The sequence below is a fragment of the Planococcus lenghuensis genome (genome assembly GCF_001999905.1).
GTDB lineage: Bacteria > Bacillota > Bacilli > Bacillales_A > Planococcaceae > Indiicoccus > Indiicoccus lenghuensis.
In genome coordinates, this window is record NZ_CP019640.1 from 3,509,274 (window position 1) to 3,532,910 (window position 23,637).

At 49.4% G+C, this 23,637-nt stretch carries 19 protein-coding genes, 1 pseudogene and 1 riboswitch; of the genes and pseudogenes, 2 read left to right on the plus strand and 18 right to left on the minus strand.

Annotation, left to right across the window (positions count from 1 at the left end):
* Nucleotides 1–21: 21 nt before the first annotated feature.
* The 3 genes and pseudogenes from B0X71_RS17685 to B0X71_RS17695 all read right to left on the minus strand — a co-directional run bounded on the left by B0X71_RS17685 (nucleotide 22) and on the right by B0X71_RS17695 (nucleotide 3,034).
* Nucleotides 22–417 carry a (deoxy)nucleoside triphosphate pyrophosphohydrolase gene (locus B0X71_RS17685; protein ID WP_077590663.1) on the minus strand — a complete coding sequence of 132 codons (396 nt, stop codon included), beginning with the start codon at nucleotides 415–417 and terminating at the stop codon, nucleotides 22–24.
* Between the two features lie 248 nt (nucleotides 418–665).
* Nucleotides 666–1,649: pseudogene (speB, locus tag B0X71_RS17690) on the minus strand (agmatinase).
* A gap of 356 nt (nucleotides 1,650–2,005) precedes the next feature.
* Nucleotides 2,006–3,034: an NADP-dependent oxidoreductase gene (locus B0X71_RS17695; protein WP_077590664.1), complete on the minus strand. Its 1,029-nt coding sequence runs from the start codon at nucleotides 3,032–3,034 to the stop codon at nucleotides 2,006–2,008.
* 738 nt (nucleotides 3,035–3,772) lie between these two features.
* On the opposite strand from B0X71_RS17695, the gene B0X71_RS17700 reads away from it, so the two are divergent.
* Nucleotides 3,773–5,215: a carbon starvation CstA family protein gene (locus tag B0X71_RS17700; RefSeq protein WP_077590665.1), complete on the plus strand. Its 1,443-nt coding sequence runs from the start codon at nucleotides 3,773–3,775 to the stop codon at nucleotides 5,213–5,215.
* A gap of 433 nt (nucleotides 5,216–5,648) precedes the next feature.
* Here the strand turns inward: B0X71_RS17700 and B0X71_RS17705 are convergent, their stop codons facing one another.
* The 15 genes from B0X71_RS17705 to B0X71_RS17770 form a co-directional block, all read right to left on the minus strand.
* A complete protein-coding gene (locus B0X71_RS17705; protein ID WP_077590666.1) occupies nucleotides 5,649–5,897 on the minus strand; it encodes a DUF3006 domain-containing protein in 249 nt (82 codons plus the stop codon).
* A gap of 3 nt (nucleotides 5,898–5,900) precedes the next feature.
* Nucleotides 5,901–6,965 (minus strand): MBL fold metallo-hydrolase, encoded by a 1,065-nt coding sequence (locus B0X71_RS17710; RefSeq protein ID WP_232336735.1) that lies wholly within the window; start codon nucleotides 6,963–6,965, stop codon nucleotides 5,901–5,903.
* A gap of 184 nt (nucleotides 6,966–7,149) precedes the next feature.
* Nucleotides 7,150–7,899: an HD domain-containing protein gene (locus tag B0X71_RS17715; RefSeq protein WP_232336736.1), complete on the minus strand. Its 750-nt coding sequence runs from the start codon at nucleotides 7,897–7,899 to the stop codon at nucleotides 7,150–7,152.
* A 582-nt stretch (nucleotides 7,900–8,481) separates the two neighbouring features.
* Nucleotides 8,482–9,471, minus strand: a complete 990-nt coding sequence (locus tag B0X71_RS17720; protein WP_077590668.1) for an ABC transporter substrate-binding protein — start codon at nucleotides 9,469–9,471, stop codon at nucleotides 8,482–8,484.
* Nucleotides 9,472–9,611: 140 nt separating this feature from the next.
* Nucleotides 9,612–10,367 carry an ABC transporter permease gene (locus B0X71_RS17725; protein WP_077590669.1) on the minus strand — a complete coding sequence of 252 codons (756 nt, stop codon included), beginning with the start codon at nucleotides 10,365–10,367 and terminating at the stop codon, nucleotides 9,612–9,614.
* Complete coding sequence (locus B0X71_RS17730; RefSeq protein ID WP_077590670.1) at nucleotides 10,351–11,139, minus strand: ABC transporter ATP-binding protein; 789 nt, start codon at nucleotides 11,137–11,139, stop codon at nucleotides 10,351–10,353. Before B0X71_RS17730 ends, B0X71_RS17725 begins: the two co-directional genes overlap by 17 nt.
* Nucleotides 11,140–11,274: 135 nt before the next feature.
* Nucleotides 11,275–12,195, minus strand: coding sequence for a cysteine synthase A (gene cysK / locus B0X71_RS17735; RefSeq protein WP_077590671.1), 921 nt, complete (start codon nucleotides 12,193–12,195; stop codon nucleotides 11,275–11,277).
* Nucleotides 12,196–12,506: 311 nt separating this feature from the next.
* Nucleotides 12,507–13,976, minus strand: a complete 1,470-nt coding sequence (locus B0X71_RS17740) for a CoA-acylating methylmalonate-semialdehyde dehydrogenase (RefSeq protein WP_077590672.1) — start codon at nucleotides 13,974–13,976, stop codon at nucleotides 12,507–12,509.
* A 131-nt stretch (nucleotides 13,977–14,107) separates the two neighbouring features.
* Nucleotides 14,108–15,310, minus strand: coding sequence for an iron-containing alcohol dehydrogenase (locus tag B0X71_RS17745; RefSeq protein ID WP_077590673.1), 1,203 nt, complete (start codon nucleotides 15,308–15,310; stop codon nucleotides 14,108–14,110).
* 165 nt (nucleotides 15,311–15,475) lie between these two features.
* Complete coding sequence (locus B0X71_RS17750) at nucleotides 15,476–17,077, minus strand: metal ABC transporter solute-binding protein, Zn/Mn family (RefSeq protein WP_077590674.1); 1,602 nt, start codon at nucleotides 17,075–17,077, stop codon at nucleotides 15,476–15,478.
* Between the two features lie 556 nt (nucleotides 17,078–17,633).
* Nucleotides 17,634–18,518 carry a serine/threonine-protein kinase gene (locus tag B0X71_RS17755; RefSeq protein WP_077590675.1) on the minus strand — a complete coding sequence of 295 codons (885 nt, stop codon included), beginning with the start codon at nucleotides 18,516–18,518 and terminating at the stop codon, nucleotides 17,634–17,636.
* Between the two features lie 248 nt (nucleotides 18,519–18,766).
* Nucleotides 18,767–19,363, minus strand: a complete 597-nt coding sequence (locus B0X71_RS17760) for a trimeric intracellular cation channel family protein (protein WP_077590676.1) — start codon at nucleotides 19,361–19,363, stop codon at nucleotides 18,767–18,769.
* 222 nt (nucleotides 19,364–19,585) lie between these two features.
* Entirely contained in the window at nucleotides 19,586–20,950 is a 1,365-nt protein-coding gene (locus B0X71_RS17765; protein ID WP_077590677.1) for a TrkH family potassium uptake protein, read from the minus strand.
* A gap of 41 nt (nucleotides 20,951–20,991) precedes the next feature.
* Nucleotides 20,992–21,159, minus strand: a complete 168-nt coding sequence (locus tag B0X71_RS21080) for a hypothetical protein (RefSeq protein ID WP_156889916.1) — start codon at nucleotides 21,157–21,159, stop codon at nucleotides 20,992–20,994.
* Nucleotides 21,160–21,225: 66 nt separating this feature from the next.
* Nucleotides 21,226–21,370, minus strand: a riboswitch (cyclic di-AMP (ydaO/yuaA leader).
* A gap of 77 nt (nucleotides 21,371–21,447) precedes the next feature.
* Entirely contained in the window at nucleotides 21,448–22,464 is a 1,017-nt protein-coding gene (locus tag B0X71_RS17770) for an ion channel (RefSeq protein ID WP_077590678.1), read from the minus strand.
* 245 nt (nucleotides 22,465–22,709) lie between these two features.
* Here B0X71_RS17770 and B0X71_RS17775 point away from each other — a divergent pair, with 245 nt between their 5' ends.
* On the plus strand, nucleotides 22,710–23,636 hold the full coding sequence (locus tag B0X71_RS17775; protein WP_077590679.1) for an alpha/beta fold hydrolase: 927 nt from the start codon (nucleotides 22,710–22,712) through the stop codon (nucleotides 23,634–23,636).
* Nucleotide 23,637 lies beyond the last annotated feature (1 nt).

The window sequence follows — 23,637 nt, forward strand, 5'->3', positions numbered from 1 at the left end:
CAGCCACTATTGGATTTGTACTCAGTTTCTTATCTTTCTTAACGCCTCAACTGCCGGAACATCAGCTGGTGCCCATTCTAGAGTATTCAGTTCATGAGGGAACAACCACTTAATTTCATTATGCTCTGTCAATACCGGTGTACCATTTAATAATCGGCAATGGAAAGTTGTTAAATGAACAATACCAAAATCGTATTCATATACTGTGTGTTCTAACTGCTCCCCCACTTCTACTTCACAATGCATTTCTTCTCGTATTTCCCGCTTCAGAGCTTCTTGAGGAGCTTCGTTTTTTTCAATCTTCCCACCTGGAAACTCCCATAAATAAGGTAAGCTTTTTTCTGGTCCTCGTTGCGCACAAAGAACTTTTTCGTCTTCCCAAATGACTGCTCCGACAACAAAAATTTCTTTTTTCATAAATTCCTCCTGGTGATTTCTTATTCTAAATTTTACCACAACATTCCTTTTAATTTTCTTCGGTTAGATATAAAACTGGTTTACTGGTTTACTTTTACTTACCACCCTTATTCATGCTCAATACTTTTTGGTTTACATATATCTATTTTCTACTTTAGTTTTATATTCTGACAAAAAGCCTGCTAACCCTTAATAGAGTTAGCAGGCTTTTTACGATAAATTTCCATTCCATTTAAATTTAAAGATTTCTACACATTCCCGCCGACTGCCTTCGCACTCCGGCTCTCTGCCTCGTCCCGCTTCTTCAACGTCACGAGGCTGATCATCTCGAAGGCGACGGCTGCCGCAAGCCCTGTAGTGATCTCCCCGCGATCGAATGCCGGCAGTACTTCGACGAGGTCGAAGCCGACGATGTTTAGCCCTTTGAGGCTGCGTACATACTCAAGCGCTTCGTAGCTTGTCGGTCCCGCGACTTCCGGTGTTCCGGTGCCGGGAGCATAGGCCGGATCGATGAAGTCGATATCGAAGGTCACGAATACCGGACGGCCGCTGTCCCCGACGCGCTCGTGAATGCGTTTGATGACGTTGTCCTGACCGAGTTTCCGCGTTTCGTTCATGGTGATGATTTCAAAGCCCAGTTCCCGGGCGTCTTCGATGCAGCTTGGTCCGTACAGCGGGCCGCGCATCCGACTGGATGGAATGATCGGTGTCGATCAAGCCTTCTTCGACTGCCCGGTGGAAAAGCGTGCCATGCATGTACTTTGCCCCGTAGTACTGATCCCATGTATCGTCGTGCGAATCGAAATGGACGAGTGAAATCGGACCGTATTATTTCGCGAATGCCCGCAGATTTCCGAGGAAAATGGAGTGATCGCCGCCGAGGATGATCGGGATAACTCCTTTTTCGAGAATCGGGGCAAGCCCTTCGACCATTTTATCGTATGACCGATGTTCCCCGGCACGATGTCAATATCGCCGTAATCCACGCCGGAGCAGTAATCGAAGATGTTGATTTCCTGGTCAGGATTATACAGGCGTAGCAGAACGGATGAATTTCGAATATGTTGCGGGCCGTAACGCGTTCCGATCCGGTTCGATGCTACGGTATCAAACGGAATGCCGACCACGACAAAATCGACATGGTCCGTCGTCCGGATATTCTCCAGTCTCATGAATGTTCTGATCCCCGTGACCCGCGGGGACTGGGATGAATCTATCGGCTGGTATCTCATTTTCGTTTCCTCCTAGCTTTTCTTGTCCATACTTGATAAATAAAAGCATATACTTTATCCATAGCTGCAAAAGTCATACCAAGTCCTTATCAAAATGGAACAGAGACGAAGACCTTCAATAACTCAGGAGCTGTCCAAAAAGCCCCCTAAATTGAAAACAGGGAAAGAATAACCAATCGGTTGTTCTCTCCCTGTTTTTTTGAAGCCCTCTTTTTCCGAAAGTAATCAGAGAAAACCGGCCACTTTCCGAAGATTATGCGCCAGTTTCCTTTTTGGAAATTGGCTTTTTTTGTTACTGTACACAAAAACCGCTGTTCTATTCAGAGCAACGGTTTTTGCACGTTAATGGTTATCGGTTATGACAATGAAGCGAACTCCGGCTCCGCTACTTTGACAAGCTGCTTGCCGAGATTGTTGCCTTCGAACAAGTCCAGGAACGCTTCCGGTGTTCTTTCGAAGCCCTCAGTGATTGTTTCTTCATACTTCAGCTTGCCTTCCTGCAGCCATTTCGCTAGATCCTGCGCACCGGTTTTGAAGTCCTGTGCGTAATCGCCGATGGTGAAGCCTTTCATCATTGAGCTTGTTGTGATGAATTTCCACTGGATACGCGGACCGGTATCTGCTTCGGGATTATTATAAGAAGAAATCGTGCCACACACAATGATGCGTGCATTGCGGTTGATTTCAAAAATAACCGTGTCGGAGACGAATCCGCCAACATTGTCAAAATAGACATCGACACCGTCCGGGATCGCTTTTTTGAAGTCTTCTTTAAAATTGTTATCCTTATAATTTACGGCTGCGTCAAATCCGAGTTCGTTGATCAAATAATTGATTTTGTCCTGCGAGCCGGCAATGCCGACAACGCGTGCGCCTTTCAGTTTGGCGATTTGCCCGACGACGGAACCAACCGCGCCTGCAGCGCCGGAAACAACAACTGTTTCACCTTCCTGCGGTTTTCCGATATCGAGAAGCCCGAAATACGCGGTCAGACCGGTCATGCCGAGAATGCCGAGCCGCGTCGTGATCGGTGCGGACGCCGGATCAACTTTCTGGACCGTTTTGGCGTTTGCCACATTATACTCCGCCCAATTGAGCCTGCCGGTGACGATATCACCTTGTTTGAACCCTTCGGCTTTTGAGTCGACGACTTCTGCCAGCACGCCGCCCGCAATCGCTTCGTTCAGCTTGAACGGCTCGACATAGGATTTGACATCTCTCATGCGGCCGCGCATATACGGATCGACTGAAAGATACAAGGTTTTAAGCAGTAGTTCACCATCCGCCAGTGAGGGAAATTCCTTTTCAATAAAGGCAAAGTCTTCATTCGTTGGTGTGCCTTCCGGCCGATTCGCCAGGTGGATCTCTTTATATGTAGTTGGCAATATGACGACCTCCTTCAAAAGTGAATTGCAAAGAAAAGCGTACCACTCGGACTGCTGAAATTCAAAAATACAAATCAAGTGCCTGCATCAAAAACCGACAGGAACATGAGCAGGCAGAATGACTTTCCGGTTAGCATAAAATGAAAGAATAGCAGGTATACTAAAAATAATGAATCACTAACCGATGGAAGGAATTCATAATGTCTCCGAAAGAATCAAAAAAACGACTTGGATCAAGATTCTGCTCGTGAAGAACCAGGAATCGATGAACTCATCGATAAAACACAGGCATGTGAAGTCTGGTTCGGTTATCCGCAACCTGCATTTGACCGGAAGGAGGGACTTTTAACCTTCTCCTTCTATCCTATACGAACTAGGGATAAAACCGTTTCATCCGATTGAATTTATAAGACCTTCATTTTTTTATAATTTGACGGTTTTTATTGTTGAAAGCTTCGGAAGGCGATTACTTTTCCACTGTCGTAGCTAGCTTTTTGAACCCGGATCCGTACAGTTAATCAGAGTTTACAGATCTGCAAAAAAATAAATCGCATGCTCTTAAAATATAGATTGACTTGCCGAGAATAATGTACTAATCTGAATATCAATTCAGTGACATTTTAGTTGCCTGCCGGTCTAGGCGAAGCAGGCAAAAAAGGAGAGGGAGAACGGCTCGACATCAGGTCGATCAGTTAAATATGTAAGCGTTTACTTGAAATCAAAAGGAGAAAGAGAAGAATGATCACGTTCATCGTTTCGGTCGCACTGTTAATTGTCGCTTACTTCACGTACGGAAAGTATATTGAAAAACTGTTTGGCCCGATGGAAAACCGAAAAACTCCCGCTTATGCCAATCATGACGGCATTGATTTCGTGCCGATGAACAAGCATAAAAACTCCCTGATCCAATTGCTCAATATTGCCGGGACAGGACCGATTTTCGGACCGATCCTTGGCGCCCTTTACGGACCTGTGGCCTTTCTATGGATTGTAATCGGATGTGTCTTTGCCGGAGCGGTCCATGATTACCTGACCGGTATGATTTCAATCCGCAATAAAGGAGCCCATATCCCGGAGCTTGCCGGGAAATTCCTGGGCGCTGTCTCAAAGCATATCGTAAACTTTTTTGCGTTACTGCTGCTTTTGCTTGTTGGGACTGTGTTTGTCGTTACACCAGCATCCCTTCTCTCGATTTTGATGGATGGAAAAGTGGCCATCGGCATCATCATTGCGGCCATCTTTGTTTATTACTTCCTATCGACCATTTTGCCGATCGATAAAATCATTGGCCGGCTGTATCCTTATTTTGGTGCCGTTCTGCTAGTCGGAACAATCGGAGTAGGCGGTGCTTTGCTGTTTTCCGAGTATAGAATACCGGAGCTGAACTTCGAAAACATGCATCCGGCGAATCTGCCGATTTTCCCGTTGCTGTTTTTTACGATTACATGCGGGGCGCTGTCCGGCTTCCATGCAACCCAGTCACCGATCATTTCACGGACGACGCAATCTGAATCACAGGGCCGGTACATCTTCTACGGCATGATGATCGCAGAAGGGGTTATCGCAATGATCTGGGCTGCTGCTGCCATGAGTATTTTTGACGGCCAGACACTGAGTGGCATCATCACTTCCGGGACACCTTCAGCAGTTGTTAACGAAGTTTCCATGACGCTTCTTGGTGCAGTCGGCGGCACAATCGCTGTTCTCGGCGCCGTCGTTTTGCCGATCACGTCCGGCGACACGGCATTCCGTGCTGCCCGTTCCATCATTGCGGATTACATCAAAATGGACCAGCAGAAAGTGGCGAAACGCCTGCTGATCGCCATCCCATTATTCGCTATATCTGTTGCGCTGACGCAGATCGATTTCACTCTGCTCTGGAGATACTTCTCGTGGGCAAACCAGGCCACAGCTGCAATCGCATTATGGATTGCGACTATGTATCTGTATATTCAAGGCAAGAACTACCTTGTGTCGATGGCGCCGGCTATCTTCATCACGTACATGGTCTTTGTCTACATTCTGAGTCAGCAGATCGGCTTCGGGCTGGATCTTAACGTATCGTTCATCATCGGCTTGTTCCTGACAGTTGTCCTCGTGACCATGTTCTTTGTTAAAGCGCGGAAAAACCGTGCTGACGACGTCGAAACGGTTGTCGCAGTGGAAGTTGAAGTTGTGTAAACCGAGTAAACCGAAGCAGTCAACTGAATACCGGCGGACAACATTGCCATTTATAGTCGATGAACTTCCTTTGATAAAACTGTTTATTTTCTGATTAAGATTTATGCATTTCGAGGCAACCCACCAGCATTCGGTTGCCTGTGTTTCTTTCTTACAGGTCACATCAGCCCCCATAGCCATCAAGTTAAGAAACTGAACAGAATATTTCAACATCCAATCAAAAAGCGCCGCCACCTTTCTTTTAATCATCAAAAGAAAGGTGGCGCTTTTTTGTGGGATCAGAACAGATTCGACAGGAGATGACGCCGATCAGTGAAGAGGTGTTGCAACCGAATCGGTGGAATTTTGTTTGTTAGCGCTGTTCAATTCCTCCTCAGGAGGGTTTCCCATATGAACAACAATATTTTATATAGGTAAATAAAAGCTAACCTTTTTACTGTTCATTTCTCTCATGCAATCTGTTTATTAACCTGTCTGCTGTTTGTTCTTTCTCTAATTTTATAGTTTCATCTAATCCAATTGCGATTAGTTCCTCACCTTTGATCTTTAACCAAAACCAATCCTGTTCTTGGCTTCCTTTCGGTAAATTAGAAACTGGCACCTCAAATTGGCGTCCAGCTTCTTCTGCGATAATCACCGCAATGTTTCCTTCAATCCGGTCTAGTACCCCGCTCACTTTCACCGCTCATCCTCCTATACACGCCAAGCCTTGTGCTTTGATGGCTTCCACTTTCCCTACTCCAATTCCGTCCACTATCGTCAATTCATCTAGGTTCTCGAATGGCCGCTCTTCGATAATCTCGCTGGCTAGTACTTCCCCGATGCCGTCAATCTGGTCGAGCTCCGCCTGGGAAGCGATGTTGATATCGAGGCAGCGGTTTTCGCCTTCGACTGGTGTTCCTGCTTCGGCCGGTATGACTTTGAGTGTTTCGCCATCGGTCTGTACGATGATGGTGCCGTTCACGTCCGTGCCGAATACGTCCGCGCCTGTGTTCTCAGCCGACGCAATCACTTCGGCGTGCGGGTGGCCGTATGGATTGCCCGCACCGGCGCTGTAGATGACGACTTCCGGCGAGACGGCTTTCAGGAACGCCCTACTTGTGGATGTGTTTGAGCCATGGTGGCCGAGCTGGAGCACTTCTGCATCGAGATCCGCTCTGCTGTCAATCATCTCCTGCTCCTGCTGCACGCCGGCGTCTCCTGTGAAGATGAAACCCGTTTCCCCGTATGACAGTTTCAACGCAATCGATTCCGCGTTCGATTCACCCGTGATTTCTTCCGGATAGAGCACATCGATTTCAAGCGGCCCTAACTCGTATTCTTCACCGGCCCGCGGTTCGACGTATGCTGCGTCGGATGCGTCAATCGCTTCCAAGGCATTGATGAATGTGTCGGAAGTGCTGATGTTGCCGGACATCCAGACCTCGCTCACGTCGAACTGCTCAATTACTTCAGCGAGCTGGCCGATATGATCGGCATCAGGATGGGTACCGACCGCAATGTCGATTTGGCTGATGTCCTGCGCTTCCAGGTAATCGATGACGTCTATCGCGTTCCAGTCCCCGGCATCGATCAGCATCGTGTAATCACCGAATTCGAACAGTGTTGCGTCTGCTTGTCCAGCATCAATGTAATGGACCATCAGTTCCGGCGCACCGTCCCCAGCTGTCGTTTGTTCTTCTGTCGTGTTCGTCAATGTGCAGCCAGCGAGCATCAGTGATGCCGTTAACCATAACCCTGTTTTACTCAATGCCTCTACCTTCTTTCTTAAAGGCATTTTACCATATGCTGGGCACCCTGTTTATCGCCATTTCAGCATTGCCCGGTTAGGAAAGCTCTGCTTCAGGATTCAGCCTGGCTGCGCTTCATATATTTAAGCAATTTCTCATCCGTCCAGGCCAGGCGGTATTTTAGCTCTGCAAGGTACGACAAGTTTAGCTCCTCGTCCGGCACTGCCTGCCCCCGAACAATTCCCGGAGCAGGATGATTTCGTTGGGACCGGAATAGATGGCGGCGCTCTCTGCGACTTCATCGGCGAAGCGCAGGAGGCCCGCTTCCTCCAGTTCCTGCCGCTTCTCTTCGGATGGGTCACCCGCATAGCCGATCAGCAAGGCGATATCTTTTTTCTTCAGTTTTTTCTTGCCGGTGAACAGCCCGTACACCGTTTTCGACAGGTCTTTAACGAGTGGCACATCCTTCTTGTGGTTCTTCAGCCTGTTCACAATGCTCATGTAATACCACGACTGATCGCGCTTACCGCGGTTGAAGCGCAGCCACGCATCTCCCCCAATCACTTGCGCGTCCAATTCGATTGACCGGACATTATGCAGCTTGTCCGCCGTGATGAGTGCGAGTTCGTCTGCCGACCGGTTCTTGAGGTCCTCGACCGTATGTCTTTTCCGCTCTTCCCACGGCAGCGTCTTATCCGGTTCCGATGCCGCCTGTACGAGACGCAGCACTTCATCGCCAAATTGTTCGCCCACTTCCGCTTCAGTTGCCGATGTATCTTCAATTGTGTCGTGTAATAGACCGGCAGCAATGACTTCTTCCGAGGCTTTCGCTTCCTTCAATAAAAATGCAACGCAGACCGGATGCGTAATGTAAGGAATGAGCGTCCCTTTCCGGTGATGCCCTTCATGCTTGACGGCGGCAAACTGTAAGGCTTTCTCGATTAATTCACTCATCTAACCGCTCCTTTTTGGTGTCATAATTTTCAGACTCCTATGCCTTTATTCTACCAGTAATCACCTGTTTTTGGTATCCGGGAAACATATGGATTGCTCTTGGTTATCTTGGAAATAAATAAAGAAGAGCAGCAAGACTTTACTGTGATATGGCTGCGACTCTCCTTAATTTATGTATCCCTAATGTTATACTTCACTCACTGGAGTCGGAACAGCGAGAGCAATATGATAACGCATCATCCAAGTTTGCTACCTTTTAGCCCAAATCTGTTATAGTTCAATCAGTTTCTGTTCCACTTTCGCTGTTTTTGCATCCTCTGCCCCAAATTTGTTATCTTTCATCAATTCTGCTTACGTTAAAGTAAAGCGTCCCGTAAAGCAATAAACAGATAAATATTCAATTCCTTAAACTCGACATCCTCATTCTCTACTTTCTGTGGCTAACGTTCTTCATTGATCCCTTGAATCCACGCAAAAAACACCTCCAGTCTGCCGTCTTTACTGCATACGACAGTGGAGGTGTTTCTCTTTTTTTTCATTTCATTTGTTTACTTTATACATACTTGCCGGCTATTGGTTTTATTAATTCAAAAATTGAGTGTCTGCAAGCGTTGCAAAATCCGGCTGTTCTTTCAGGAACTTAAGGTCGAAAGAGGAATCGCCGAACGCCTGGATTTCTTCAGGAGCAAGTGCGGTATCGAAAACCATGTTCTCCCATGCTCCGTCAATCACTGATGGATCCAGCGCTTGGCCAGTGATTTCGTCGATTGCAGTGAGTGCGATTTCTTTCGCTTGTTCCGGATTTTCAGCGATGAAGGCATCCGCTTCCTCATGGGCATCCACAATGCTTTGGACCAGTTCCGGATTTTCTTCGATCAGTTCGCCTGATGTGACCAATACGGAAGACGGCAAAGTCGTACCGAATGAAATTTCGTCCGATGCGATAACGACATTAGCGCCTGTGTTCTGTTCCAGAACGGTCGCCCATGGTTCGGGAGCCACTGCAACGTCGACTTTCCCGCTGGCGAACATCGCTTCGTATTGCGCCGGTTTGCCGGTTTGGTGAATCATGTCGCCGCCGATGCGGTTGGAAGTGATGCCCGCTTCTTTCATGAACGTCTCAAACTGAACATCGTGCGTGCAGCCGACGCGCGGCGTGATGAATGTTTTTCCGGCAATATCTTCGACTGATTCAATGCCGCTGCCGTTTCTGGCCATTACGACCGTTCCGCCTGAGGCGCCGCCTGCGATCATGACGACGTCAGCGCCATTCGTGTAATTATTCATCGCCGGGCCGGGTCCTACTAACCCTCCGTCAATATCACCTGTTTTCAAAGCGGTCATGAAAGATGCCCCGTCAGCGAACGTAACGTATTCGACTTCCGTGCCTTCCGGCAGGTTTTTCTCATATAATTCTTTTTCTTTCGCAACCATTGCCGGTACGTGGTCAAGGTTCGGGAAATAGCCGATTGTGACGGTTGAAGCATCCTCTGTTGCAGCTTCCGGTGATCCGCAGGCCGCAAGAATTCCGGCTGAAGCGGTAAGGGCGATCAATGAAGTGAATTTTTTCATTCTGTCATTCCTCCTGGAGGGTTATAGTTATTTTGACTGCACAGAAGCTTATTCATCGGTACTTCCCACTGAATATTGTGATGATTCTCAGGTGAAACAGCGGGCATTGGCTGCCAGGGCGATTTTATCCTTACTGCCAATCACGCTTCCAGTCCCCAGCGTCTGAGAACCGATTTTTCGATGCGCTGGAAAATCAATTGATCGACCACCGCACCGACGACGCCGATGATGATGATGACGCCGATGACGAGCGACATATTGCCGAAATCGGATGCATACCGGAGCGTGTATCCGAGCCCCGGACCTGCGCTGAGCAATTCCCCGGCCATTAACGCCCGCCAGGCGAACGCCCAGGCAAGGCGTGCACCCGTCACCAGGTAAGGGACGGAGGCGGGGATGATCACTTTTATGAATAAATCGATGCCGTTTGACCCCATCGTCCGGGCTGCCCGGATGTAGAGCGGATTGACGTTTTTGATGCCGGTGCGGACATTCAGCGTCATGACGAATGTTCCGCCGAGAATCACCACAAATATGATGGCCCCCTCGCCCAGCCCGAACCACATGATTGCAAGGGGCAGCCAGACGATGCTCGGCACGCTTTGCAGCGCCAGCACCATGGCCCCGAGTGTGTCATCGGCTGTCTGCGAACGCGCCAGCAAGATGCCGACACCCGTGCCGATCAATAATGCCACCGCAAGGCCGATGATCAGCCGGCGGAAGCTTGCCGCCAAATCGTACACAAGCGTCATATCGGAAAAGCCGGCGACCAATGATTCAAAGACACTGACCGGTGAGGGCAGAATGATTTCTTGCCATAATTCAAGCCGTGAACCGAGTTCCCAGAACGCGATAAGAGCTGCAAAGAAGATGAGGCGTTTAACTATTGGCTTCATAGGCAAGTTCCTCATTGACAACCTTGTCGATTTCAGTCTTCAGCAAGGCCATGATCTTTTCTTCGAGCGCGGTCATCTCCTGCTTATGCGCTTCGCGCGGGCGGGGGATGTCCACCTTGATGTCCGTCAGAACCGTTCCCGGCCGCGTGCCCATGACAACGATGCGATCCGACAGCTTAATCGATTCGGAAATGCTGTGGGTGACAAAGACAATCGTCTTTTTTGTATCAATCCAGATTTTCTCCAATTGACCGTGGAGTCGGCTTCTTGTCTGTTCGTCCAATGCCCCAAACGGCTCGTCCATCAACAGCACCGCCGGGTCCATTGCGAGCGCGCGGGCGATTGATACCCGCTGCTGCATGCCGCCCGATAATTCATGCGGATAATGGTTGGCGTAATTGCTGAGCTGCACCATTGCCAGAAATCCCCGGGCCCTCTCCAGCCCCTCTTTTTTGGACAGTTCTTTCCGCAACGGGAACATGACATTCTCTGTAACGGTCATCCAAGGGAAAAGAGCGGCTTCCTGGAAAACCATCCCTCTGTCCTTGCCGGGTTTCCCGACTTTTTTAGCATCTACAATAATGTCGCCGGAAGTTGCCCCGGTCAAACCGGCAATCATTGAAAGCAATGTGGATTTACCGCATCCCGAGGGTCCCAGAATCGAGACGAATTCACCTTTTTGAATGGATAAGTTGATATCCTTCAGAATGGTATTCGGCTTTTGGTCCTGGTCCAAATAAACTTTATTAATATGCTTTACATCAATAAACATCCTAAAACATACCTTTCCTATCGGAATACAATATATAAAGTATAGTGGACTTCCAATGAATGTCAAGCTCCCTTTTTGTTGGGGTAAATAAAAAAGAAGAGGGAAAGTTTCCCCTCTTCTTTAAGTGATCATTTCCTATTCATCAAACAAATCCATGCTGAGATAGCGTTCGCCGGTATCAGGGGCGATGCACAGAACTTTCTTGCCTGCCCCAATGCGCTTGGCAATCTCGATGGCTGCGTAAATGGTCGCTCCCGCTGACGGGCCGACAAAAATCCCTTCTTCGCGGGCGACTCTTCTGAAAATATCAATGGCATCTTCGTCTTCGATCGCCATGATTTCATCGTAGACCCGGGTATTCAGGATATCCGGGATAAAGCCGGGGCTTGTGCCCACCAGTTTATGCGCTCCGGGTTTCCCGCCCGACAGAACGGGCGAACCTTTTGGCTCCACGACAGCGATATATAAGTCCGGCAAGTGTTCTTTCAAGGTTTCCCCGGTTCCTGTAATCGTTCCGCCGGTTCCTGCGGAAGCGATGAAGGCGTCCAATTCACCATCCATTTGATCGAGGATTTCCAGCGCGGTGGTTGTGCGGTGGATATTAGGATTCGCCTCATTTTCAAATTGCTGGGGGATAAAACTGTTCGGGATCTCTTCTTTTAATTCGAGCGCTTTTTTTATGGCTCCCGGCATTTTTTCATGAGCCGGCGTCAATACCACTTCAGCGCCAAATGCTTTCAACAGGTTAATGCGTTCCTGTGTCGCATTATCCGGAAGCACGAGAATCGAGCGATAGCCTTTGGCGGCCGCCACCATAGCAAGGCCGATCCCGGTATTCCCGCTGGTCGGTTCGATAATCGTAGATTGTTCTTCAATAAGGCCTTGCTCTTCAGCCGCTTTAATCATGTTGAAAGCGGCCCGGTCTTTTACGCTTTTCGACGGATTGAACATCTCAAGTTTGACATAAACATCCGCTGCGCCCTCCGGCACGATTCGATTCAGTTTGACGACCGGCGTGTTGCCGATCAGATCCGTTATGTTATCGACTGGTTTCATAAGGAAAACGACCTTTCTTTGTCTGACTATGCAATATAACTTCTATTGTAGATGGTTGAACAAATCAATTGCAACCTTCGTTCGCGGAGGCTTCGTTCACCATTTTTCACAGCAATCATTTCCCCGGCCGTTTGTTGAACTGTAGCCGCGCTCACTTCAATTCCGATTCGCCGTAAAATTCGTCTTTTAAGAATTCCCCTAAAATAAAAAGCAAAAAAGCTGTCACTGGCTAATTCCTGACCAGTCAGCGACAACGTTAATTTTTCGCCTTTAACCTTAAGAGTCAGAAGCAATTAAGAAGAGGACGCTGCTTAAACCCAACGAGTCGTGATCACTTTTTTGCGGGTATAGTATTCCACACCATCTTCGCCGTTAACGTGCAGATCGCCATAGAACGAATCTTTATAGCCGGAGAACGGGAAGAATGCCATCGGGGCAGGCACTCCGATATTTACTCCAAGCATACCCGCATCAATTGTTTCACGGAACTTCCGTACGCTGCCGCCATCTTTAGTAAAGATACAGGCACCATTCGCAAGTCTCGAAGTATTTGCTAATTCCACACCTTCTTCGAGATCTTTTACCCGGCTGACCGAAAGCACAGGAGCAAAAATTTCATCCTGCCAGATCTTCATTTCGCTCGTTACATTATCAAAAATGGTCGGACCGACAAAGTAGCCCTCTCTTTGTATATCTTCGTCTTTGCGACCATCACGGATCAATTTTGCGCCTTCCTGTTCTCCTGTTTCAATGTATTGCAATGTACGCTCTTTATGCTGTTCGCGGATGACCGGTCCCAAGAAGACATCTTCATCCAAACCATTGCCGATTTTCAGTTCATCTGATTTCTGCACAAGTATCTCCACAAATTCATCTGCAATCGATTCTTCCACAGCTACAACAGAACATGCCATACACCGCTCGCCTGCAGAACCGAATGCTGCTGCAATGATTTGAGTAGCCGCGTTGTCAAGATTGGCGTCATTCAGAACAATCGAGTGGTTTTTAGCTCCGGCAAGCGCCTGGACGCGTTTCAGATTATCTGTCCCTCTTTTATAGACGTACTCGGCTACCGGCTGTGAACCGACGAACGAGATTGCCGGAATTTTCTTGTGATCGAGGATTCCATTCACCACATCTTTCGCGCCGTGGACGATATTGAATACACCTTTCGGAAGTCCTGCTTCCTCAAATAACTCGGCCAGGCGGTTTGCCAGGATCGGTGTTCTTTCGGATGGCTTCAGCACGAATGTATTGCCGGTTGCAATCGCCATCGGGAACATCCAGCAAGGCACCATCATCGGGAAATTGAACGGCGTAATACCGCCGATCACACCAACCGGATAGCGATAGACGCCGGACTCGAGATCCGCCGCGATGGATGGGAGAGATGAGCCCATCATCAGTTTCGGCGCACCGGCGGCGAATTCCACACATTCGATGCCGCGCTGAACTTCACCATGCGCTTCTTTAAAATTTTTGCCGTTTTCGATCGTAATAAGTTCTGCCAGTTCATCCCAATGGTCGACAAGGAGCTGCTGGTACTTGAACAAGATGCGTGCACGCTTTGGCACCGCCACTTCTTTCCAGGTCTTGAAGGCTTCAGCCGCCACTTCCACTGCCCGGTCCAGGTCTTCTTTCGAAGAAAGAGGGACATGGGCGATCACTTCGCCCGTAGCGGGATTGATCACTTCTTCCGTATTGCCGGATGTTGCCTCCACCCATTCTCCGTTGACATAGTTCTTTAACGTCTTCACTTCTTGCGCTTTTGTCTGTGTCACTTCATAACCTCCCAGTAATTTTCAGCTGATTCCATTACAGTACAGGATCCTGGTAATTCATCACTAATATAAGACCGTTGATGCCAAAACTGCCGCTAATCTATTCCTTCATTCGTTAAACTGTCTGCCGTCTATGTTGCACTTGCTTCAGGCGAAAAGTCATAGCTGTAACAGATGTGATAAAGATCTTCGATTTCCTGCTGCGTCGGCACTCTCGGGTTGTTCCCGGGGCTGCCGCTGATCAGCGCATCCGCCGCCATTTTGCTGACAAGCCCGCTGAACTTCTCTCGTTCAATTCCCCACCCTCCCAGGTTCGGGATGTTCAACTTCAGACATAAATTCTTCACGGATGCCACAGCTACAGCGGCTGCCTGTTCGTCAGGATAATTTTGGGCTTCAGGATCAAAGATCTTTCCCAAGTCCGCAAGGCGTCCAAGCGCATGCTCTTTACTGAACTCAAGGACCGCCGGCAGCAGCATCGCATTGGAGAAGCCATGCGGGACATGGAATAACGCTCCGATCGGGCGGGACATACCGTGAACCAATGCCACCGAAGCGTTCGAAAATGCCAGCCCTGCCTGCATGGAACCAAGCGCCAGTTTTTCTCGGGCTTCAAGATTTTCTTTATTCTCATCTTCATACACGGTCAGCAGATTTCCGACGATCAGTTTCATGGCCGATAATGCCATGACATCGGTCATCGGATGGGCGAGCCGGGAGATGTACGCCTCAATTGCGTGACTCAGCGCATCTATGCCTGTGGCTGCAGTGACATGTTTAGGGGCGGAGAGTGCCAGCAGCGGATCGACAATCGCCACTTCCGGTAAGAAAGCCGGCTGCTTGATCATCATCTTGACATCGTTCGACGTATTGGTGATGATTGTGGCATCCGTCGCTTCTGAGCCCGTGCCGGCCGTGGTAGGAATTGCAATATGGGGAATCGGAGCTGAAGAAGCCATCTTCCTGCCTCCCATATAATCGCCGATATACCCGCCGTTTGTCGCAAGTACCGCTGCGGCTTTTGCGGTGTCGATGCAACTTCCTCCTCCGAGGGAAATGATCGTATCGCACTTTTCTTGCCGGAATACCTCCAAAGCTTCAGCAACGAAAACATCCGTAGGTTCCGTTTCCACTCCGAGGTACACCGCGCTTTCGAGGCCTTCTTCCCTAAGCAGCTGTATGCATGCGCTTACATTTCCGAGCTTATCCATCACCTGGTCACTGACAATCAGCACTTTCTTTCCTTTCCGTGCCGCCTCTTTTCCAGCCTCTTCAAACGAGCCTCTGCCATACTTAATCGTCTGAGGGGAACGAAAAACAGAATAACTTTCCACTATACACGCCTCCTTTTTCCACTTTCTCTTTTTTACTTTAATACAAAAAATTTAAAATTGTAAATCTATTTTAGAAAATGGAGTATATAAAAAAGGAGAAAGGCGTTGGCAGCGGAAGTTTCCTCTGCCCTTATTAAGCGTTGAATAAGCTATTTCCTTACTGAATCAATGCCCGATCATTTCCTCCGTGATTTCGCTTCCTTCCAGTTCCGACGGGTAGTACGTCGGCCAATTAGTGACTTCCTCTAATAACGCTTCCCGGTCATCACCCCAGTACAAATGGTAATGGTCGGAATCCGCCGGGAAGATGCTATGGTCGCTGAACTGGACGTATTCCGGCATTCCTTCCGCGCCTTCTTCCAGCTTGAAGATATAGCGGACGCCCCGGTTGCCCGCTTCGTATGTCAGCACTTCATATCCGTCGTAGCCGTAGGTCCCGGAACGCTCTTCCCCGTTTTCAAAAAACGTGAAGGTGTCACCCTCGATGATGATGCGTTCCACATCCGTCCGGTAGCCAATTTCGTAATACTCCTTATAGGCTTCGGCATCCATCTCATCGGACCCCTGGGCTTTATGGGCAAAAACCCGATCCAATGTGCCGTCCAGCAGGTATGGGTACACCGACTGCCAGTCCCCTTCCCAATCGGAAAGCGGCCGGTCCGCGATTTGGGTGTCTTCGAAATAACCTTCATAGATTTTCGTGGTTTCCTCGTCATGGCTATGGCCGTGATCATGGTCATGGCCGCTTTCTTCTTCTATCGCTTCAATGTCTTCTTCCGAAACCGTTGAAGGGACAGCGAGTGCTTTGGTCAATTGCGCCAGGTTCCGCTCCATAACCGCGAAATAGTTCTCACCCGCCGTCAGATCGTCTTCCGTCAGGGTTTCCAGATTGTCCAGGCGCAGCGCTTCCGCCCCGATTTCGTTCCGGACGAGATCCGTCAGTTTGGATGTGATGTTCTGTTCGAAAAACACATAATCCAGTCCGTACGTTTCTGCAGCTTCGACAATCGACTGCAGTTCCTTCTGTGAGGGCTCGTCCATAGAGCTCACACCGGCCACCGCGATTTGTTCAATCCCATAAGCCTTTTCCCAGTAGCCATAAGCGGCATGGGACACGATGATTTTATTGCCCGGCAGGCTTTCGAGCTGCGTGCGGAACTCCCCGTCCAGGTTCTCCAGCTGCCCTTTCAGTTCTTCGAAGTTCTGTTCGAATAGTTCCTGCTGTTCAGGCTGCAATTCGGCCAATAGATCTTTGATGTTCTCCGCTAACCGGATCGAACGGAGCGGATCCAGCCAGACATGAGGATCCTGCGTGCCGTGGTGGTGTGCAGCAGGCTCTTCTTCATCGCTATGTGCATCTTCTTCATGATTATGTACATGTTCCTTCAAGTCGATGCCTTGAGCCGCTTCCAGGATTTCGACGTCCTCTGCTTGCATGGACTCTGAAATTTCGGCTGCGTACGGTTCCAACCCGGCGCCATTGTAAATGAACGCATCCGCTTCGGCAAGCTCGACCATTTCCTGCATCGTCGGTTCATACGTGTGCGAGTCCGATCCCGCCGGCATAATTGATTTGACCGATGCATATTCCCCCGCGATTTGTTCAGCAAAGAATTGCAGCGGATATACTGTCGCATAGATTTTCAGTTCTTCTGCTGCCGCCTGTCCCGCCGTTTCAGTTGCCGCGCTTTCAGTCTCCTGCGTCTGGCAGGCACCCAGCACGACAGCCATAATCCCTATACTTAATACGTTAATCCATTTTTTCATTGTTCTTCCTCCTTCATAACCTTTCGTATCATATCGTAATGATTACGGTTTGTAAATAGTAATTATTACGCTTTATGAATCGTTTGTTCTTCTGTGAGGCGATATGAAGTGAACTGGAGAAAATGATGGAAGTGGCAAATGAGAGGTTGCTGTATTGATTAATCGATTTAAATCGATTTTTTTATTGATTTATTTTATCAATCCCTCTAAAAGTAAGCCGGGAAATTGCAGAGAAATGTCCGTATAGTTAACAGTTAACCAATTGCATTTTTGGATGAGGCGATTAAAAAAGCCAAAGGCATTCGCCTCTGGCTCCTTCATTTTGTTAATTAATTCACAGAATCAGTTAAAGCTGGCGACAGTAGTACCATTAGTTAACTCATCCTTATAGACATGCCAACCAGACGCCCCCCGCCAAGTGATCAACGTATCAAAAAAATCTGTCCGCATATTGCCATCAGTTCGGGATGACAAATTCCAAGCATTCGAAGCATCAACCAAAGCGATGTTTTTTAACAACAGCCGTTGTGCATGCTTATCCAGTGTGGAATGCGGCTTACGGCAAACGGCGCCACTTTTCTGCGGCCGTTTCCCAGGCAGCAGCAAATTCTTTCACCGTTGCATACCTGGCTCGTTTATCGGTTTCCACCGCCCGCATGGCCACTTGGTGGAGCGCCTGTCCCGCTTCCCATTCCGCCAGTGAGCGGTCGCGTCCGCCGCCGATCAGGCAAAATGCCGTCGCGCCCATATTGAACACATTCGTCCTGCCGTCGATTTCAGCGCCCAATTCGAATTCTTCAGGAGACATGAACCGCGAGGAACCCCAAAGCTTCCCCATCGGATTCACGAACGGCTTTTTCCGGTACAGGTCGATATCGCAGATTTTTGTACTGCCGGCTGCAAAATCGTACAAGATACTGCCATCATAGAAATCGACCGCCACAAATCCCTTCTGCTCTGCGTACACGTGGAATTCGAAAATATTTTCCAAGGCGGTCAGGCGCTCGTTGACAGGCAGACGCCTGAACCGGTGGAAGGGCGGCTCTGTCCCTTCTTTCATAAATGCGGATGAAAGCGATCCGCCGGCATACAGGTTTTCGCCATCAAACCAGTCAAACACGAGTGCATATCCTTCCGCTGTGCTGAACTGAGCGGTCAGCTGCACCAGATTCGGATGTGCCAACTCCTCATACAGCGGGACGGAAGCCTTCAGCCTTTCAATGGCATCCGCCGGGTCCCCCGGATAATTGATCGGTTTCACCCCTGCGTATTTGATGAATTTCCTTCCTTGTTCCGACTCAACCCCAAAACTGACGTTGCCCGAGTCTTGTTCCGCAAATACGCAAAACACTTCCCCCGCTTTCTGCAGCCAGCTGAAATCATGCCATTCTTTTAATTGAAAAGAGATGCGATTCATGCGAATTGTATATGGAGCTTTCATAAATGCCCTCCGGATTTCATGTCTGTCAGTCCTGTGTCCCAAGTGCTTGTCGTCACGGGAAATGACTCGGATTCCTCTGCGTTATTGCTTATTCCGCCCATGGATTTACGCCTTGTGCCAACTTTTTGATCCGGCGTCTCACATCGATCACTTTCTCGTAAAAAGTCATTTTCATCGTATGCTTGCCTCACCGGCAATCCATAACAATTTCATGCTGTTTCAGAAGTCAAATCTGCCTTCGCATCCATTTACACCTGCCGGAATGGCAGCCGCCATTTATATAAGGCAGATAAAATCCGCAATGCCGTGATCAGGACGAACAAGATCATAAGGCCTGCGTCGGTGCGGACGATCTCAAGCCCGATTGCAAGGCCCGCCAAGACTGCCCAAGCCGCATATACTTCCGCACGCAGCACGAGCGGCTTGCGGCCGGCGAGCACATCACGGATCATCCCGCCGCCGGAACCGGTCAATACGGCGGCCAGCACGACCGCCGGCAGCGGCATGTCCAGTTCAACCGCGTAAATTGCACCTTGGATGGCGAATGCGGCCAGACCGACTGCATCGAATAAGTTGCCCCAGCGCGTCCAGTGCCGCAGCAAATTATTCGGGAACAGAAATACCACCGTAATGGCGAGCAATGCGACCTGGAACAGCACTTCCTGCTCCCACAGCGCCGACACCGGAACGCCGATCAGCAAATTGCGGACAGCGCCGCCCCCGAACGCCGTCACCACACCCAATATGAATACGCCGAAAACATCGAATTTTTCCTCCATCGCGATGAACGCGCCCGAAATGGCGAACGCCACCGTGCCGATCATGCTGAGCAGTTCCCACGCCATCCGAACGCCTCCCCCGGCCAAAATCCTTCTATAGTATTGATTGTAGCAATACAAGCGGTTGAAATGACACACCTGAACAGCCTTTATTCATCTCCCCTTAGGTTATATATGCACAAAAACAGGCGGCTGGTGTGACTGAATACACCGGCCGGCTGTTTTGATTGTTCCTGTTATCCTTACCGCTTTGACAGCTCCCAACCATTCTGGACACAGCCGAACAACTCAGCCGATAATCACTTTTTCTTTCGGGAAATGGTATTTGTCTCTCGTTACTTTCCCCCGGACGATGAATAGGAAGGAGAAGATGCCGATCCGGCCGACGAACATCAGGAAGATGATGACGTATTTGCCGATCGGACTGAGATCCGCTGTGATGCCCATCGAGAGCCCGGTCGTCCCGAACGCGGAGAATACTTCGAATGCCACCGGCAGCAGCGGAAACGGTTCAGTGACCATGAGAATGACGATCGCCGTCATGCAGAGCATCACGGCTGTCGTGATGACGATGAATGAACGGATCACATCCTCCGTATCCACTTCCCGTCTGAACACTTTGATGCTGGATCGGCCGCGGGCAAAATTATAAATCGCCAGCAGCATGATCGCGAACGTCGTGGTCCGGATCCCCCCGCCCACACTGCTCGGCGAAGCGCCGATGAACATCAGCATGCAAAAGACAATCAGCGTCGGTTCGGTCAACTCGTTTACGTCCATGGTCGCCAGTCCGCCGTTGCGGGTCGTGACGGACTGGAACAGGCTGTAGAATAATTGCTTATGCCAAGCCATATCATCCAGGAACGCATCCTGCTCCAAAATCAGCATCAGTACAGTGCCGACCACAATCAGGCCGAAAAACGTGATGACTGTCAGCTGCGTGAACAAGGAAAAGCTATTGTTCGCCCGATCTGCATCCCACTCACCCTTCAGAAAATCCTGCGTTTCAATCAATACCGGGAAACCGATCGCCCCGAGGATTAACAGAACTATATTGACCGACTGGACAAAATAATCATCCGCAAACGGAATGAGCGACGCCCCGGTGATATCAAATCCGGCATTGGTGGTTGCACTGACGGCAGCAAAAAAACCTTGGAGCCATGCCTCTTGCCACGTATCGAAATAATTCAGGAAGTATGTGCTCAAAATGATTGTGCCGACCAGTTCGATCAGCAGGATGGTTTTCAAAATCCGCACCATCAATCTCACCAGCCCGGATAGCGCCGTGCGGTTCTGATCGATCTGGATCAGCTGCCGTTCCCGTAGACCGATGCGTTTGCCAAGCAAAATCCAGATGAATGTTCCGAGCGTCATGATGCCGATTCCGCCGAATTGCAATACGAATGCCAGCGCAAATGCACCGGCTGCATTAAACGTGTCGACTGTCGAGACAACTGTCAGGCCGGTCACACTGATGGCGCTGACCGCTGTGAACAGCAGATTGGTGAATGACAATTCCACGCCCTCATCATGAAAAAACGGCAAGCCCAATATGATCATGGAAATAATGGTGGCCGCTGCATAGAACACGACAATGAGCTGAACGGCCGAAAGGTAATTTGTTTTCAAAAACTTAGGGAAATTGAACATTTCTGGGTTCTCCTATCATAGATACGGAATTAATCTGCTGTTTACGAGGCGGTGATGGCCATCTTGCGCCTCTGACATTTTTTTCGTTTGATTGCCTGATATCTTTCATGGTGGCTTCTGCGCACCGTCCCGTGCTGCCGGGCCTGCTGTTCGCTGTTCTCTTCTTTCGCTTCTGTGTCTTTGGAACCCTCATCGCCTTCCTTTTCCATTACGGGTCCATTAAAAAAAGACCATGGCAAACAGCATGGTCTTACAGAAAATTTCAGACCTTTCCCTCATTCGTGTTGAAGCCGCTTACGGAGTTAGCTGTCGGATTCGGGATTGAGAGTATCCCGTCTTATCATGGTAAGATTCACCCCAAGACAGAGCAATTCTGTCGATTCTGGTTCCCCCGCTCATATGATTCAGCGAATTAAAGGCAATGGATTCAGTTGTCATATCCCTAAAAATACGCCTGTTCATAAATACTGTCAACAGCATTTTTGCGACTGCCCGCATTAATCAAGCTGCAGTTTCTCAAAGGTTTCCGGGTCGCAGATGATGTACAGGCGCGCATTGACCGGAATCTCTTCATCAAGTCGGCGGATAATACTGAAATCGTTCCGGTCGGCGACCAGATTCGCTCCTTGCCTTGCGAGTGCTTCCTGCGCTTCCCGGTACGTCTTCCAGGACGGAGAAGGCTTGATCTCCCACAGGTTATCGCCGTGGTTCTCACTTAACAGTTGCATGAATAATTGGCTGGAACCGTGATGCAGCAGCGTTTTTGCCATCAAATGCGGAAATGCCTCATTTGACAGAACGAGTTCATCCACGCGGGCATGTTCAAACATCGGAATGTGATTTTCATGGACTATTTCCGCAATGGTATAGATTGACCGCTGCTGATCAACGGAAAACTTCTCAATGGCTGATGCGATCAACAGCGTTTTTCCGTCTGCCAGTACCTCATCCTGATTGTCGGGTGCGAAAATCGAAACCGATTTGGCTTCTTTCACGCTGGCTTGCTGCAGGACAGCCGGTTCCGTCGGATTGCCTTGGATAAAATGGAACCGTTCATGTTCAAAAGGCGTTTCTTTCTGCAGATCAATCAGAACCACATCCACCTGCGTGTGTTTGATGAGCAAAATTTCTTCGACTGTCTTTCGGGCTTTTTGGGACCAGCCGACAATCACGTAATGGTTTTTTCCTTTATAATTCAGTTTCCCTTCCATTCTCCGCCTCCTGAAAATCGAGTACGCATCGACCACTTTACCGATGATAACACCGATCAAACCAATGCCAAAAATGTATAAAAATATGGCAAACAGCATTCCGGGCACCGTCACGGGCGAATAATCGCCGAAGCCGGTTGTCGTGACCGTTGTCATCACCCACCAGAAACCGATGAAGGGATTGAGGAAAATTCGGGGTTCCAGAAAATAGATGATGAACGCGCTGGCCGTATAAAAAGCGGCGGTAAATAGGACAAGCCGGCCTGTATTAATCTGGACGACTTTTTTCATAAGTTCAAACATTTCTTGCCCCCCAACCGCTAAACTGGTGTATTAGCTCCTGTTTTCAGTATGCGAGTCTAGCGGCGTTGCTGCAACCGTTTCCGTTGAATGTCTTTAAAATACCATTATGATATTTCTGCAGCCACCTTCGCACTTCCCGGCCCTTTCCCCCTGAATTCATGCTATTCTTACAGCAGAATTCACAGCGTTACCCCACCCGCCTGGACTTCCTAAACGCGGTGCAATTGAATGGAGGAATCAGTCAAATGAAAATCAATGGCAAAACCATCGCTTATTCCGAACACGGCCAACCGGGGCTTCCGGCGCTTGTATGCCTTCACGGCCTTGCCGGAAACAGCCGGTACAGTTTCGAGGAACTTGCAGCACATCTGAAAGACGACTTCCATCTTTATTTATTCGACAGTCCGGCACATGGCGGAACGGACGCATTGGATAACGCGACCGATTACCGCTTTTCGTCTCTTGCCGACTGGTTCGATGGGGTGTTCACCAAAACCGTGCCGGAGCCGTTTTATCTGTTGGGGCATTCATGGGGCGCGGACGCCGCCCTTCATTACACGGCGCAGCATCCGGAAAAAGTACGCGGACTGATCCTGCTCGACGGCGCGTTCACGTTTCCGCACAATCAGCCGGAAATGACTTATGCTGCTGCAATGGACGGCTGGCGGGATTACATGGACAGCGCTGTCTATCCGGATTGGGATGCGGTGATGAACGAATACCGGACGTATACGAAGCGTTGGAACAAGGACAAAGAGGCTTACGTAAAGTCATTGTTCAAGGAAAGGGATGGCGCCTATATACCAGTCGCGCCGAAATCCGCAGTACTGGCCATCATTGAAGCGTTTTTTGCAGAACCCTTCACAGACGCCTATCCGAAACTCCGGATGCCGGTGCTGTTGCTGCATGCGGAGGAACCGGCGGAACTCAGCGAAGCGAGAGCCCGCGGCACCGGGCAGATGCGGGAGTCGATCCGGGACGTCACCATCCGGCAGGTCGACGGTGCGGGGCATATGCTGATGTGGGATGCGCCGGAACAGACGGCGCGGGAAGTGACGGAATGGATTCGCGGAATCTGCAGAAAAATCCGCAGCTGGACGCCGGATGCAGGTTTCAGTTCCGGTGAACAGGATAAGGTAGTAAAGAACAAACTAATCAGTGGAAAGGACTGAT